14 protein-coding genes are annotated in these 14,346 nt (G+C 43.8%); 13 read left to right on the forward strand and 1 reads right to left on the reverse strand.

Going from position 1 to position 14,346, the window contains the following annotated elements; translation table 11 throughout:
* Nucleotides 1-96 precede the first annotated feature (96 nt).
* Genes BV902_RS13205 through BV902_RS13220 form a run of 4 tightly spaced genes read left to right on the forward strand, consistent with a single transcriptional unit; the run spans nucleotide 97 to nucleotide 3,138 of the window.
* On the forward strand, nucleotides 97-1,005 hold the full coding sequence (locus BV902_RS13205; RefSeq protein WP_075992344.1) for a hypothetical protein: 909 nt from the start codon (nucleotides 97-99) through the stop codon (nucleotides 1,003-1,005).
* 47 nt (nucleotides 1,006-1,052) lie between these two features.
* A complete protein-coding gene (locus BV902_RS13210; RefSeq protein WP_075992345.1) occupies nucleotides 1,053-2,063 on the forward strand; it encodes a hypothetical protein in 1,011 nt (336 codons plus the stop codon).
* Between the two features lies 1 nt (nucleotide 2,064).
* Complete coding sequence (locus BV902_RS13215) at nucleotides 2,065-2,778, forward strand: LytR/AlgR family response regulator transcription factor (protein ID WP_075992346.1); 714 nt, start codon at nucleotides 2,065-2,067, stop codon at nucleotides 2,776-2,778.
* Between the two features lie 45 nt (nucleotides 2,779-2,823).
* Nucleotides 2,824-3,138, forward strand: coding sequence for a MerR family transcriptional regulator (locus tag BV902_RS13220; protein ID WP_075992347.1), 315 nt, complete (start codon nucleotides 2,824-2,826; stop codon nucleotides 3,136-3,138).
* Between the two features lie 79 nt (nucleotides 3,139-3,217).
* Here the strand turns inward: BV902_RS13220 and BV902_RS13225 are convergent, their stop codons facing one another.
* On the reverse strand, nucleotides 3,218-3,670 hold the full coding sequence (locus BV902_RS13225) for a GNAT family N-acetyltransferase (RefSeq protein ID WP_075992348.1): 453 nt from the start codon (nucleotides 3,668-3,670) through the stop codon (nucleotides 3,218-3,220).
* A gap of 474 nt (nucleotides 3,671-4,144) precedes the next feature.
* Here BV902_RS13225 and BV902_RS13230 point away from each other — a divergent pair, with 474 nt between their 5' ends.
* The 9 genes from BV902_RS13230 to BV902_RS13265 all read left to right on the forward strand — a co-directional run bounded on the left by BV902_RS13230 (nucleotide 4,145) and on the right by BV902_RS13265 (nucleotide 14,280).
* Complete coding sequence (locus BV902_RS13230; protein ID WP_075992349.1) at nucleotides 4,145-5,653, forward strand: alpha-L-fucosidase; 1,509 nt, start codon at nucleotides 4,145-4,147, stop codon at nucleotides 5,651-5,653.
* Between the two features lie 337 nt (nucleotides 5,654-5,990).
* Nucleotides 5,991-6,635: a DUF6266 family protein gene (locus BV902_RS13235; protein WP_075992350.1), complete on the forward strand. Its 645-nt coding sequence runs from the start codon at nucleotides 5,991-5,993 to the stop codon at nucleotides 6,633-6,635.
* Between the two features lie 50 nt (nucleotides 6,636-6,685).
* Nucleotides 6,686-7,219, forward strand: coding sequence for a DUF6266 family protein (locus BV902_RS13240; RefSeq protein ID WP_075992351.1), 534 nt, complete (start codon nucleotides 6,686-6,688; stop codon nucleotides 7,217-7,219).
* The gene (locus tag BV902_RS13245) at nucleotides 7,216-7,620 is read left to right on the forward strand and encodes a DUF5675 family protein (protein ID WP_075992352.1); all 405 of its coding nucleotides are present in this window, start codon (nucleotides 7,216-7,218) and stop codon (nucleotides 7,618-7,620) included. The genes BV902_RS13240 and BV902_RS13245 overlap by 4 nt, the downstream gene beginning before the upstream one ends.
* Nucleotides 7,621-7,839: 219 nt before the next feature.
* A complete protein-coding gene (locus tag BV902_RS13250) occupies nucleotides 7,840-8,124 on the forward strand; it encodes a hypothetical protein (protein ID WP_075992353.1) in 285 nt (94 codons plus the stop codon).
* Entirely contained in the window at nucleotides 8,111-8,281 is a 171-nt protein-coding gene (locus tag BV902_RS27325; protein ID WP_157626060.1) for a hypothetical protein, read from the forward strand. The genes BV902_RS13250 and BV902_RS27325 overlap by 14 nt, the downstream gene beginning before the upstream one ends.
* A 246-nt stretch (nucleotides 8,282-8,527) precedes the next feature.
* Nucleotides 8,528-10,147: a DUF6377 domain-containing protein gene (locus BV902_RS13255; RefSeq protein ID WP_216640470.1), complete on the forward strand. Its 1,620-nt coding sequence runs from the start codon at nucleotides 8,528-8,530 to the stop codon at nucleotides 10,145-10,147.
* Nucleotides 10,148-10,373: 226 nt separating this feature from the next.
* Nucleotides 10,374-11,783 carry an SGNH/GDSL hydrolase family protein gene (locus BV902_RS13260; RefSeq protein WP_075992354.1) on the forward strand — a complete coding sequence of 470 codons (1,410 nt, stop codon included), beginning with the start codon at nucleotides 10,374-10,376 and terminating at the stop codon, nucleotides 11,781-11,783.
* A gap of 4 nt (nucleotides 11,784-11,787) precedes the next feature.
* A complete protein-coding gene (locus BV902_RS13265) occupies nucleotides 11,788-14,280 on the forward strand; it encodes a glycoside hydrolase family 38 C-terminal domain-containing protein (protein WP_216640471.1) in 2,493 nt (830 codons plus the stop codon).
* Nucleotides 14,281-14,346 lie beyond the last annotated feature (66 nt).

The following is a 14,346-nucleotide window of genomic DNA, read 5'->3' on the forward strand; positions in this document are numbered from 1 at the left end:
CATTTTAAGCAGGTGGATATGCTAATCCTGCAGCAGGAAGGCCTACTGGCCTTCCTGATCTTAAAGTCTTCTTTTTAACTCCTTTAAATCAATCTTATGAATACCCAACAGACCAAAAACCTACACCGTCTCCTATGGCTGGCCAATGTACAGCAGTTTTTCCCGGATAAAGCACCTGAACAGTTATGGAAAGATTATACAAGCTGGCTTAAAAACAGAAATCAGTTTCAACACCTATATAGACGCTATCCTCTTCATCAATTGCCTGATTTCGGTCCTTTGCCAATGGACATAAAACCTGAAGGGGGTATACTCATTTCCTTTCATTATGGCCCTTACAGATTACTACCTAAGTTTCTGGTCAAGTGCGGTTATCAGATTACGCTGCTTGCCGCGGCAGCTATTCTGGAGCGCGAAGCTGAATACTATGATGCCGAGCTCCGTAATGCGGGGCTGTCTAGCGAAATGCTGCAATGTATTGATGCCAATAACTCCTATTCGCTCAGAAAGATTTTGTCGGCAGTAAAGGAAAAACGGCTTGTACTTGTTTTTATGGATGCCAATGAAGGGCAGCGTATCGATCACAGCGATAGCAATAAATTGCCCGTCCCTTTTGCTGCGCACTATTTCTGCTGGCGGACCAATATTTTAAAGCTCGCGACAAGATTCCGTATCCCGGTATACTGCACCTATATGGAACGCTGCAAAGAGGAGATACCCTGGGCTGTCCATCCATTTGTGCCTATTTTGACCGATACGAAACAACCTACTGCAGCGGAAATGATGCATGCTTTTTCAAGGCTTCAGCTCAGCTTTCAGCAGATGATGAACCAAGGGTGGATATATTGGGAAAATTGGGCTTTTATCCATCAGTACAATGGCGATAAAGCGAATACTAGCCGGGGGATAGCAGCGTCGGGGAGCTGGGTCTTGCCCCTGGAATATCAACAGCAAAAATATCTGTTCGACATTCGGAATAGACAGTTTTTTCAGATAAAAGCTTGATTTCTTTAAAGTTAATTGTTAATTTAGAAGGAATAAAATGTTAATATATGAAACCTAACCCTACTTTAAATGCGATTCATAATAGTTTATGGATGCGATCGGCTATGACCGCAGGGCTGATGATAATCGGTCTAACACTGATTAATGCCACAAAAATTCATCGTTTTACACCATTAAGCTACAGTGTGTTCTTATTTCCTTATTTGATTTATTTTTTACTGCTCTATTTAGGATATCGGACTGCCCTAGGGAAGCAGCGCCATCGCTGGCTCGGCTATGGGCTAATAATTCTTGCTGTTCTAACAGTCTATACCGTCGTTAAATTTTACTTTTATGGTCTGGTACCACAATTTATGGATGGTTTTTCGGCGCCATGGTTGCCCGCGCATAAACCGGTGCTGATCAGTAAGATCATTGGTGGACTGTTGTTTTTTGTCGCAATATACCTGACCGACTACCTCACCTGGGAAAGGTACTACACCGGCCTTAAATTTCGGCAGGCAGAAATGCAGATTAAAAATATATCGAATGTGCAATTGCTGTCGGGCCATTTTCTGGGCAACGTCTATGATCTGTTGCAGCATAGGAGCAAGCGCATCCGGAGCAGGAGCCTGGTGTTCTTCCAGTACGTTAGTAATAAAATCGCAAACCCAACGGTATTGGTACCTCTTGCGGAGGAATGGGCATACACGAAAATATTGATCTCTTATTCCAGCAACAGAAATTTTAAGATCGAAGGGGAGGAGCTTATGGATAAAAAGCTCTTGAACAGATCTGTCCCCACGCTCACCATCATGACCTGGATAGAGAATGCGGTGAAGTATAGTGCCGATGATCCACATGAATGGATCGAAGTAAAATGGATTAAGGTATCGGAAGGTATACAGCTGCAGATCCATAACCGTGTTGCGGCAGCTGATGTGAAAAAAGGAACGGGCAAGGGCCTGGAACTGGTCAACAGATTATTTGAATCGATGGAAAATCAGCTCATTGAGCTCGAGTATACGGTGGTATATCAGGAATATTTTATAGTGAAACTGACTTTCAAAAACCAATAATATGGCAAAATACGATGTGGTCATTATTGACGACAATGCATACGATATCCGTATGGCGGAAAGTGCATTTAGGGAAATCAGCCAGGTGGGAGATATCAGGAGTTTTACCAAGGCGATAGACGGCTTTAATAGTATTATTGATAATACGCCAGATGTGCTGCTATTGGATGTGGAGATGCCGCAGATGTCAGGACTGGATTTGTACCAGACGCTGCCCGGGGAGAAGCGCCCGCCCGTCATTTTGTATACCAAGTCTGCTCAATATGCGTACGAAGGGATCAAGATTGCCGTGGCCGACTACCTGATAAAACCGGTAAGCTTCTCGGATCTTTACCTGGCATTCAAGCGCGCCTTGGACCAGAAAAGTATCCACATTAAGATGGATTTCAATATTGAGCCCAGCGGAAAATGGTTTAGTTTCAAAAATATGGACAGGCTGGTCAAGTTTCGCGATATTGTGGCGGTATCTTCCTGTAAAAACTATGCGGTATTTCATTTGCGGCAGTCAGCAGAAGATTTCAATTACCGACTGACGATGGATGAGGCGGAGGCCATGCTTCCTCAAAGTACTTTTGTGCGGGTACACCGCGGTTTTATTGTCAATGTCAATTTCGCTACTACCGTTGTCGATCGTAAGATTTCTCTCCCAGACCGTACCGATCTGGAGATCAGTGTAAGTGATATGGGGCTGATACGCTTACGTCAATATTGTTGATTGACCTATTTTTATGAACTTTTTATAAACCCTAAATAAATATGTATGCGTAAAAATCAGTACCTCAGGGGCTTTTCCATAAGTCCCGGGCATTCCTTTGCCCAAAAATTGATCTTGCTGGAACTATTGGTAGTTAAGCGTCAGCTTGCCAATTATCTCGACCTGCGGGAGCAGCTGGAAGCGGAAAATGTACTATTGCGTGATGCCGAATATGTCAAATCGCATGTTGGCATCTCTACCGAAACACTTTATCGGCTGCAGCGGGACGGTTATATCTGCATCGCGAAGCGCGAGCGTAACAAACGCTTTTACCGTGATGTGGATGTAGAACGCCTGCGCAAGAGCTACCGCGGCCTTTAAACAGCTCGGTCAATCGATTTTTACCTGAATACGCATTACTTTCTTCGGGCGTCTCTCTAAATGGAGAGGCGTTTTTTTTTTATCTATTTTTTTGCATCACGTAGTTTGTGAGCTCCACGCCCTTTCGGCTGACCTGCTGCTCTTGGATGACCCGGTATCCACGGCGCTCAAAAAAGGGCTTTGCCGTAATCGAAGCATGGGTTGTAAATAGATCGCATGCGGCAGCATTTTCCAGTTTATTGCACAGTGCAGTGGCAATACCCTGTCTCTGATAGTCTTTGTGCACGTAAAGGCGGTCGAGGTAGCCTGCTGTAGTGATATCGCCAAATCCTACAAGCTGATTATTCACCACTGCAACGAAGGTATGGTGTGCCAAAAAGGACTCGTTCCAGGCCTTCAGGTCAAGCTGACCCGTTGCCCACACATCCAATTGCTCCTGGCTGTAATCTGCGGCATTGACCGTATGCACCGTATCGTAGAATAACTGACTGATCTGTGCCAGATCGGAGGGCTGATAGTGTCGTATTTCCATTGTTCTTTTTTAAGGGTTTCAAATTTAAGATTATTTGCACGATTGCCCAACTTTCTTCTCCCTTTCTCCCGACCAGCTCCTGCATTTGCAGCAATTTTCATCGAATTGGCATCGGATTCTATCGGGATAATCCGATCAACATCCGATGAAATCCCGATGAAAATACGATAAAAGCAGGGAGTTAATCGGGGATTAACTCCCCGCCAGTTAAAATATGACCAGGGTTGGCAGGTGAGGGTTGTTGTTGTTGTTGTTGTTGTTGTTGTTGTTGTTGTTGTTGCTATTTGGTTGATTAACAGCGTTTAGTTGTTCTTTTTACACTAAAACGTTTTCGGTAATCACACAACCGATTGCGTTTGGTTCTGATAAGATAATCTGGTTTTTTAACTGGATATTACAGCCGTCATTCAGTTTGGTCTGTTTGACCTGAGGGCGATAAATAACTTAATTTAAAATCTATACATTTTTTTCAAGATGAAAACCAGCAAACGTATATTTATTTTGATGGCTATTGCATTATTCCAGCAGGGGCTCGTAAAGGCCCAGTGGACAGGCAAAAGGGAAAAACCTGCTCACCCTATTGAAGTGAAATTTGGCGCCATTACCAAGCCAAACCGGACTGATCCGGCAATGGTCGCATTTCGAAATTATGGGCTAGGGCAATTTATCCACTGGGGTTTATATGCCATTCCGGGCAATGAATGGAATGGTGTAAGCGCCCGGAGCGGTGCACCGGCATCGGAGTGGATTCGAAAATGGGAAGGACCTACCGTACCTGAAAATTGGATAGAAACGTACGACAACCTGTACAAACAATTTAATCCAAAAAATTTCGATGCAAAACAATGGGCCAAGCGGGCCAAAGAAATGGGTGCGAAATATGTCATCTTTACAACAAAACACCACGATGGATTTTGCTTATGGCCTTCTAAATATTCGGATTATACCATAGCGAACAGCCCTTATAAAAAAGATATCGTGAAGCAGGTGGTGGATGCATATACGGAGCAGGGGATCGATGTGTTCTTATATTTTTCTGTAGAGGAATGGAACAACAAGGACTATGTCAAAAACATTCCGAAAACGCCTGATGAGATAGCTCCCTTTGATCGCTTTTTGAAATATACCAGAAACCAGCTGCTGGAATTACAGGCAAATTACCCCAAAATAAAAGGTTTTTGGTTTGATGGTACCTGGGATCCATCCTGGATAAATGCTTATGCGTTTACATACAACTTAGAGAAAGAGCTGAGAAATAACAATCCAAACCTCATCATCGGTTCGCGTTTTCGAAATGATGAGCATGAAAGCCGGCATTTTGATTCAAACGGTGTCCTATTGGGCGATTATGAACAGGGCTGGGAGCGGAAGATGCCTGCCAATATGGAATTGCTGGGCGGCAATGATTGGGACTGTGTGATGACAATACCGCCCAACGGCTGGGGGTACATAAAAAATACGGACGGAATGTATTTGAAAACAACAAATGACATCATCGATTTATTGATGAGATCTCGCGCCATGAACGGTAATTTTGTCCTTAATTTTGGTCCGGACCAAGATGGAAATATGAGTAAACACGAGAATGAACTGATTACAGCATTGGGAAAATGGACGAATACGAATGCTGAAGCCATCTATGATGTGAAAAACTTTCCCTTAGAAAGTAAATATGGTTACTACACCTTGAGCAAAACTGATCCGACCTCGTTATTCTTAACGGTAATCAATAGACCTGTAGATGGTATATTAAGACTTACTTTTCCTAGAAATGCCAAATTGGTTCCCGCATCGGCAGCTTTACTAGATCATGAGCGTGATCTGCTGCTGAAAAAAGCAAATATTGGTTTGGATAGAGATACAAATACGTATTTCGATATCATTATCCCTGAAAATTTGAAAACGAAAAGAGCTTTTGTAATTAAAATAAAACTAAATGCTCCAACAATTTCAGAAAATAAACTGATGGATGCGAAAATCTAAATAGTAATAATAACTGGTTGTAATAATACAGGCAGGAGTTAATAACGCATTAACTACCTGCCATACCAAATAATGTCATTATCCTAAGATGGTGATTTATCGATACTACTCCCCGTAATCAGTATCATCTGCCTTTTTACTTTTGATTTTTTGCCCATTTTTATCTTTTTGTCGGTTCCAAAAAGTATGAGGACAGGTCTATGATCGGTCAGTTTTCCGAGGCCTGTCGGTCAACGGTCGGTGTAACACTGAGTGTCTATTTGTTATTGATTTAAAGTGTTTTATGTTTGTTATGTCAATCAGGTGTACCGGTACGAAACAGGATTGATTTTAACACATGGGAACTATTGTAAATGGAGCAAATGGAGGCTTTAAGGGTAAAGCCGGCTCAGTAATCGGAAGTAGTTGGAAGAGCATCAACTACATCAAAGGGCTTTATAAAAAGAGATCTAAGCCCGCCTCAGAGGCACAGCTCATCCAGCAGGAAAAGTTCAGGACGCTGATGCGTTTTCTGCTACCGATCAATGTCTTTCTGAAAATCGGATTTGGCGGTAAAAACACCGAGAAAGTGACCCCGATGAATGCCGCATTTCAATTCAACCTCAAAAGAGCGATCACAGGGGCCTATCCCGATTTTTCGCTGGATTATTCCAACATCAGTATTTCGGATGGTGGCTTATATGGCGGTGGTACCGTCTCAGCCTCCTTTGACTCGGGTGAACTTATCTTTACCTGGTCGACAGGTGCCAGCGAAACGTTCGAAACCTTTGCGGATGACTTGGTCTACGTGCTGGCTTATCATCCCGAAAAAGATGAGTTTATTTCAACGCCGGCACCGAGCACGCGATCGTTGGGTGTGGTAACCTTTTTGGTGCCCGACCATCTGGCGAGCGGTTCAGTGCATACCTGGCTATTTTTATCCAATCGGTCCAAGACTAGGGTATCTAAAAGTGTGTATCTAGGCGAGATACAACTTATCTAATCAATTGTGGGCTGGGCCGATCGGGCTCAGCTCCTTTTTAACATTTTATTATGGCAAAAAAGACAATCAGCCCCGGGCAGCAGCGGGTGCGTGCGGCCTTTAAAGTGGGGGTGGCTTTTTTGAGGCCCTTAAATGGATTGGTCAAAAAGGGGTTTTCCGAGATGGCCAAACGGAAAAATAGCCTAGCAGGGGGATTGGCCCTCGGCTATTTGCTAAAGATAGCCATCAAGTATGAAAAGGGTGAACCCGTAGTAGATCCTGCCTTGGTACGCCTCAGTGAAGGGTCTCTGTCCGGTCTATATGGCATCAGCATAAATCGTTATACCGATTCTATTGAACTGACGCATGAGGTACGGTATTCGAGATTTCTTGAATCGGATGACCGGCTTATACTCTGTGCCTATCAGGTGGAAAAAGGCTATGCGTACGTCAATGAGCAAACTTGGCAACGCCGGGAAGGGCGCGTAATTGTGCCGATTCCGGAAGGATTCCGAGAGGATGGATTCCATCTTTATCTCTTGCTGTCAGATCGCAAGGGCGCAAAGTATTCAAGGTCAAAATATCTAGGTTATTCAACGTTATGAAAACAAAACATATCCTGCTGCTCCAACGCAAATATGGAGCAGAGGGAACCAACGGCACCATTATGTTTCAGGGTGAAGAAATCTGTCATACAATCGAGCTGCCCGACAGAAATAATATTCCACGGATAAGTTGTATCCCTATTGGGCAGTATAAACTGGAAAAGCGGCGTTACCCCAAGCATGGCGAGCAGATTGGCATTCCGATGGTGCTCGGCCGTGAAGCAATTCTGATCCATGCGGCCAACAATGCTTTAAAAGAGCTGCAAGGCTGCATTGCCCCGGTAACGACTTTAACGGGTGAAGGTACAGGGGATTACAGCGGTAAGGCCTTGGCAAAACTTAAGGCGCTGGTGTACAGTCTTTGGGATATGGGGGATGAAGTGTATTTGAATATTCGATAGCAATTCTTTGTCCTCCTATATTGCTCGAATAAAGAAGAGCGAAGGATTGGATGAGGGTCTACCGCTCTATTCCTTGGTGCAATTGCTTTTGTCCAATGGCTATATGAATTCAAACTCACTTCGTTCAGACAAGAATTCATTTTTAACGCCTTTGGACTTCATCAATTTGCAGTCGGAATATTAGGCTTTGACCGTTCATCCAATCTATTATAGATAATTATGAAAAAGATCTTAAACAAAATAGGAAAGGTGCTGCAAGTGGTTCTTGCGGCTCCCGTTAAATGGCCCGGAAAGGCGGGTAATATATTGAAGTATATTGCCGTAGGCCTGGGGATATTGGAAACAGTTATGGAAGAGGAGAAGCCGCCGCCTGAAAGTTCTACTGATGATGCCATTGGGCAAAAATCAAGCGACGAATCTTCCGCATTTTCGGATTCTCCGATCGAAAATTCCAAGGTGCAAAAGTTGCCCAAAGAAAGGAGCGAAGCTGATGCGATGGAATGATATTCGTATATCAGCCTTCGGGGGCACGATCTGTTCCATCTGGGCCAGTATCTCGCTGGGCGATGTGCTGCAAACGGCATTGACAGCCGCTTTAGGCACCTTGATCAGTTTTGCTACAAGTAGATTATTGGCGAAGTTAGGCAAACGAAAGCGGTGAACGAATGTAAATTAGGCGTATCTAGGGGTGCGCCTAACTTTTGTAAGGCTTCGACATATTGTACTGTTATCAATTTTGGTATTCGTTCGTGATCAGATGGAAACGAATTTTTGCATTATTACTGGCAGGTCGGCGGCAAAATTCAGCAGTTTATGAGGAAAAGAAAAAGTTAACGATATAAGCTTGGGTTTTTACCAATAAATTTTTGTCTATATTTGAGTGACGGTGATCAATTATAATAACCTAGTGAAAGCGAAACAACTTATTCTTCTATGCATTTTTGCGATAGCTTACTGTACACCATTACAGGCAAGCAAAATAGATTCCTTACTGCAAGCCTTGGATAAAGCTATAAATAATCGGACAGTTTATTTAGATACCAAGATTCGTCAGATTGATTCAATCAAAGATCGGTTGAGAAATCACTCAGCAGCCAAAGATCGCTATGAGATCCAAAATCAGCTAATTTTTGAATATCAAACCTTAAACTGTGATTCTTCGCTCGCCTATATCGGTCGCAATATTGCAATAGCCAAACAATTGAACGATCAGAAGCTCATGACCGAAAGCCAAGTCAAATTGGCTTTTGTTCTTTCCATCTCTGGATTGTTTACCCAGGCATGGGAGGTACTGAAGCAAATCGATTATGATGGGCTGCCTCAGCACCTCAAGGTCATCTACCACTGGAGCTATATCCGTTATTATGAAAACTTGATCAAATATACTGACCACGATAATTACAATAAGCAGTACGAAAGCGAAATCGCCAAATCTAGGAATAGCCTCATGGGACTGCTTGATCCAAAATCGGATATGTACCTCAAGGAGAAAGCATTTAAACTCAAAGCAGCCGGTATGTTTAAAGAGTCTAGGGATATTCAGTTGCATTTATTTAAAAAGGAAAAAAGTGATACACACGGTTATGGAATGGCTGCCATGGGTCTTGCTATGATTGCTAGAGAACTCGGCGAAATGCAGCTGGTAGAAGAATACCTGATCATGGCTGCAATAACAGATGTACGCTTGGCGATTAAGGAAAACGAGTCCTTATTGACTTTGGCGATTTACTTGAACAAAAAAGGGGATGTAAACAGAGCTTTTACCTATATTCAGGCTGCCCTGGACGATGCCAATTACTACAATTCGCGCTTCCGCAATACCGTGATTGCACGTACGCAGCCTATTATCGAAGCAACCTATCTGGCCAAAATCGATCAACAACGGAAAAACCTACGTCTGTATGCGATCGTAATCAGCATATTTGCGATTATTTTGATCCTCACACTCTATTTCTTATTTAAACAGATGAGGATCGTATCCCGTGCTCGAAAGAAACTCAATATGACCAATGAGCAACTGACGCTCGTCAACCATAAACTGGACGAGGCCAACCTCGTGCGTGAACGTTATATCGGCTATTACCTCAATCAGTGTGCGGTGTACCTAGACAAATTAGATGATTTCAGGAAAAATGTGTACCGTAAAGTCAAAAGCCGTCAGCTCGAGGACCTGCAGCAACTTACCTCCTCCAATGCATCACTTGAAAAATATGCGCAAGATCTTTATACTGATTTTGACCGTACGTTTCTAGAGGTATATCCCAATTTTGTCGATGAATTTAATAGCCTGCTCCGGCCAGATGAACAGTACCAGCTGAAAAAGGATAAACTCAATACCGAGCTCCGCATTTTTGCGCTGATTCGATTGGGAATATCTGATGTGAACCAGATCGCTATATTTCTACGTTATTCGATGCAAACCATCTATAACTATAAAAGCAAAGTAAAGAGTAAGGCGATCAATGATGCTGAACATTTCGAAGAAAAAGTACGAAAATTGGGTGCAGTATCCCCAAATCAATTCTAAATCATTTACCAAAATACTTTGCTTGCTTATTTGTAAATTTTTGTTTTTCAGTGTTTTAGTTTGATTTCTATGTTTTAATCGTTTACTAAGAGCCCCTACTTGCAGCTGCAAGTAGGGCTCTTGCGTTATACATTTGTTTCCAAGGGAATGCCGATAGAACCAATACCAATTTGATGAATCTATATTTACGTTTTACCTATCGTCAACCTGATACAATTTTAATCTTATGGGAAATTATTCTAGAAAAATCTTTTTGGCAGGATTCATCGTTCTCGTCTCTTTGGGAACAGCTCTCCGGACTGTTGCACAACAAATTTCGCCTTTTAAGGATGGCGATCGCGTGGTCTTTTTGGGAAATAGTATTACAGATGGTGGGCATTACCACGCCTATATCTGGCTGTATTACCTCACACGTTTTCCCGAAATGAAATTGAAGGTCTTCAACGCCGGAATCGGGGGCGATCGCGTGGTGGATATGCTCAGAAGATTGGATGGCGATGTTTTCAACAAGCAGCCTACGGTATTGATCACGACTTTCGGTATGAACGATTCAGGCTATTTTGAATATAACGGTGATCAGCCGGAGATTTTCGCCGATACCAAGGTAAAGGAGTCGTATGATGGGTACAAGGAAATGGAAAAAAGATACAAAGGGTTGGTCGATACCCGCCTGGTATTGCTTGGAAGCACGCCTTATGATGAAAATGTGGTGATCAAGGATAATAAGCCCTTTAAAAATAAAAATAAGGCTATGAAACGCATTGTAGATTTTCAGCGTGAATCGGCCAAAAGCAATGGCTGGGAATTCTATGATTTTAATCAGTCCATCAGCGCAATCAATGCGAATTTTCAGCAAAAGGATCCAACCTTCACCATATCTGGAAGCGACCGCGTGCACCCGGATAATAATGGGCATATGGTCATGGCTTATTTATTCTTAAAAGCACAGGGATTTGCCGGTCAAGGGGTAGCTACAGTGGGCATTGACGCCTCGAATCAACGTGTGACAGAAGCAAAGAACTGTACGGTTGAAAATGTCAAAAAAGCTGGAAATAACCTCAGTTTTGATTATCTCGCGGCGGCCTTGCCTTATCCTATGGATACAGTCGCAAGAGGCTGGGGAGCTAAATATAGTCAGCACGATGCCGTTAAGATCGTCCCTTTTATGGAAGAAATGAATCAGGAAGTCTTGCAGGTAAAGGGACTTAAAGGAAACTACACCTTATGGATTGACGATCAGGAAATCGGTGTATGGTCTGCTGCGGATCTCGACAAAGGGATCAATCTGGCGAATCAGACGCGTACACCACAATATCAGCAGGCCTTGAAAGTGATGTTTCTCAATGAAGAACGTTGGGAAATTGAACGCCGCTTCCGTGATCTAGCCTGGGTGCAGTATAATTTTTTCCTTCCAAAAGGATTGTTGAATGCGGACAATCGCAAGGCAATCGAGGTTATGGACCAACATGTCGCAACAGATGGTTGGTTGCGTGCAAAAAGAGATCTCTATGCCAAAGCGATGTATCCTGAAGTACGCGCGGCCTGGCAAAGCCAGATTGATGATCTACAGCAGCGCATGAATGAAGTAAACCAACCTGTTAAACGGTCTGTGCGTCTTGTGCAGCTGAAAAAATAATGGCATGACCGGGTTGAAAAAAATAGCAGTTATTTTGCTCATTGTGTTGTCGTCAGCAGCTGGACTAAAGGGACAACAGCAAGCTTATTTTGTCGATGGTTATCACGGCGGGGTTTACGGACACTACCCATTTTGGGTAACGACATTTATGCTCGACCATCTGGAAGCGTCACCAAGCTGGCGAATTGGACTTGAGATCGAACCGGAGACCTGGGATTCGGTCAAGGTTAAGGATCCTGCTGGCTATGCACGCATGAAGGAATGGGCGAAGGATCCACGTCTGGATTTCACAAATCCGACCTATGCGCAACCTTATCTGTATAATATCTCTGGTGAAAGTATCATCCGTCAATTTGCTTATGGCATGGCTAAATATCACGCGCATTTTCCAGAAATCAACTTTACAACTTATGCTGCGGAAGAACCTTGTTTTACAAGCAGTCTACCCCAGATCCTTCGGCAATTCGGATTTCAATATGCGGTACTTAAAACGCCAAATACCTGCTGGGGAGGCTACATCAGGGCACATGGTGGTCAATTTCTGAATTGGGAAGGGCCCGATGGTACGGCAATCCTTACGGTACCCCGTTATGCAAATGAGGCTTTTGAAAAAAACTCCACCTGGCAGACTACGGCTTGGGCCAATACTGCGGACTATTGGAAGAGTTGTTATGATGCTGCAATTATGAATCCTGTCGGTATGTGCTACCAGGATGCAGGTTGGAAAAATGGTCCGTGGATGGGAACGGGCGAACAGGTGAAAAATCAGGTGCTTTACACCACCTGGACGGAATATTTTCGGTCGGTCCCCGCCGGACGAGCTGTGCCCAGCTGGAAAATGGGGCAGGAGGATATTTTGGTTAACTTAATGTGGGGGAGCCAAGTGCTGCAACGTATTGCACAACAGGTGCGCAAAGCGGAAAACAGCATACTGCAAGCTGAAAAAATCGGGGCCATGGCTTTTATGGATCATGGTTTTGTACCAGATCATAAACGCCTTGACGAAGCTTGGCGAACCTTGATGATGGCCCAGCACCACGACTCGTGGATTGTGCCTTACAATAAGTTGCATCAGGACCAGACTTGGGCGCAGGCGATCGAGAAGTGGACAAACAATACCCTGAACATTGCGGACCAATTGATCCAGCAGGCAAATGCTTCTTATGCCTCTTCCACGCGGAGTACCAATTCGGAATTGGGCTATATCCGGGTTTATAATACGCTAGCCCGGCACCGAAAGGAATGGGTACAGGTGCGCTTACCTGCAGATGTGGATGATGTCACCGTGTGGACAGGAAAACAGCAGGTATTGCCTGTGCAGTGCCGTCAAACGGATCAGGGTAAGGTCGTGGAATTTGAAGCAGAGGTGAATGGCTTCGGCTATGCTACCTATCAGCTTAAGCCCGCTCAACCCATTAAGCCGGGACAATCTAAATCGCGTGAACGACGAAAAATCGTCCGCTTTGATACCGAAGGCAATTGTATTCTCGAAAATGAATTGTACAAGATTGTGCTGGATAAAAAGCAGGGTGGAACAATCAAGAGTCTGATTGCCAAATATGCAAATCATAAGGAATTCGCTGCACAAGACGAGGCTTATCGGATGGGAGAAATCGCAGGGCATTTTTATGAGCAGGAGAAATTTTATTCTTCCAAGGAAAGCCCTGTAGTGTTTACTATTGTACAGGATGATGGGCTGAAAACAACGGTGGAGGTAAAAGGGAATATCAATGGGCATCCCTTTGTTCAGTTGCTGTCTCTAGTGGCAGGTCAACAACGCATCGATATGAACCTGACCATCGATTGGAAAGGCAATGTGGGAATCGGTGAATATAAGCAACAAAAGAAATGGACTGATAACAGACGTGCTTTTACGGACGATCGCTATAAGTTGAAAGTCATGTTTCCTTCAACGTTGAAACAGGGGAAAATAGCCAAAAATGCACCTTTTGACGTCACCGAAAGTAGCTTAGAGGATACCTTTTTTGGCCAGTGGGATCAGATTAAGAACAACGTGGTGTTGAACTGGGTAGATCTCTATGATGAAAATAGCCAATATGGACTCGCCGTACTGACCGACCATGCGGGGTCATACGTCCATGGTAAAGCGTATCCATTGAGTCTGACGGCACAATACTCGGGTTTGGGATTGTGGGGGATGGATTATAAGATCACTGAACCATTACACATGCACTATGCATTGATACCACATGAAAATAACTGGAATACAGCGCGTATCGCAGATCGAAGCAATGCCTGGAACGAACCCTTGCTGGCTTTCTATCATCCCCATTTGGAACTTAGCGATCGTCAACTGATCACAATCTCGGATAATAACCTGGAAATCTCGGCCTTGCTGTTGGATCATGGACAACTTAGCTTACGCCTCTTTAATACGGGCAATAAACAGGCCACATCATCTGTCGCCATAAACTCTCCTGCGGCTTCGCTGCAGGAAGTTCTGCTAAATGGTGAGCAAAAGGGGAATATTCCCTGAGTAGGGTAGATGACAAGAGCAAGGCTTTTGTGGTGCAGCTGCCAAAATTCGGAATCAGAACCTTTC

The sequence above is a fragment of the Sphingobacterium sp. B29 genome (assembly GCF_001952815.1).
GTDB classification, from domain to species: domain Bacteria; phylum Bacteroidota; class Bacteroidia; order Sphingobacteriales; family Sphingobacteriaceae; genus Sphingobacterium; species Sphingobacterium siyangense.

Coding starts and splice junctions, on each gene's coding strand:
- BV902_RS13225 (WP_075992348.1), bottom strand. CDS start 3,670: ATGGAAATACGACACTATCAGCCCTCCGATCTGGCACAGATCAGTCAG.
- BV902_RS13260 (WP_075992354.1), top strand. CDS start 10,374: ATGGGAAATTATTCTAGAAAAATCTTTTTGGCAGGATTCATCGTTCTC.
- BV902_RS13235 (WP_075992350.1), top strand. CDS start 5,991: ATGGGAACTATTGTAAATGGAGCAAATGGAGGCTTTAAGGGTAAAGCC.
- BV902_RS13245 (WP_075992352.1), top strand. CDS start 7,216: ATGAAAACAAAACATATCCTGCTGCTCCAACGCAAATATGGAGCAGAG.
- BV902_RS13230 (WP_075992349.1), top strand. CDS start 4,145: ATGAAAACCAGCAAACGTATATTTATTTTGATGGCTATTGCATTATTC.
- BV902_RS13240 (WP_075992351.1), top strand. CDS start 6,686: ATGGCAAAAAAGACAATCAGCCCCGGGCAGCAGCGGGTGCGTGCGGCC.
- BV902_RS13205 (WP_075992344.1), top strand. CDS start 97: ATGAATACCCAACAGACCAAAAACCTACACCGTCTCCTATGGCTGGCC.
- BV902_RS27325 (WP_157626060.1), top strand. CDS start 8,111: ATGCGATGGAATGATATTCGTATATCAGCCTTCGGGGGCACGATCTGT.
- BV902_RS13220 (WP_075992347.1), top strand. CDS start 2,824: ATGCGTAAAAATCAGTACCTCAGGGGCTTTTCCATAAGTCCCGGGCAT.
- BV902_RS13250 (WP_075992353.1), top strand. CDS start 7,840: ATGAAAAAGATCTTAAACAAAATAGGAAAGGTGCTGCAAGTGGTTCTT.
- BV902_RS13215 (WP_075992346.1), top strand. CDS start 2,065: ATGGCAAAATACGATGTGGTCATTATTGACGACAATGCATACGATATC.
- BV902_RS13210 (WP_075992345.1), top strand. CDS start 1,053: ATGAAACCTAACCCTACTTTAAATGCGATTCATAATAGTTTATGGATG.
- BV902_RS13265 (WP_216640471.1), top strand. CDS start 11,788: ATGACCGGGTTGAAAAAAATAGCAGTTATTTTGCTCATTGTGTTGTCG.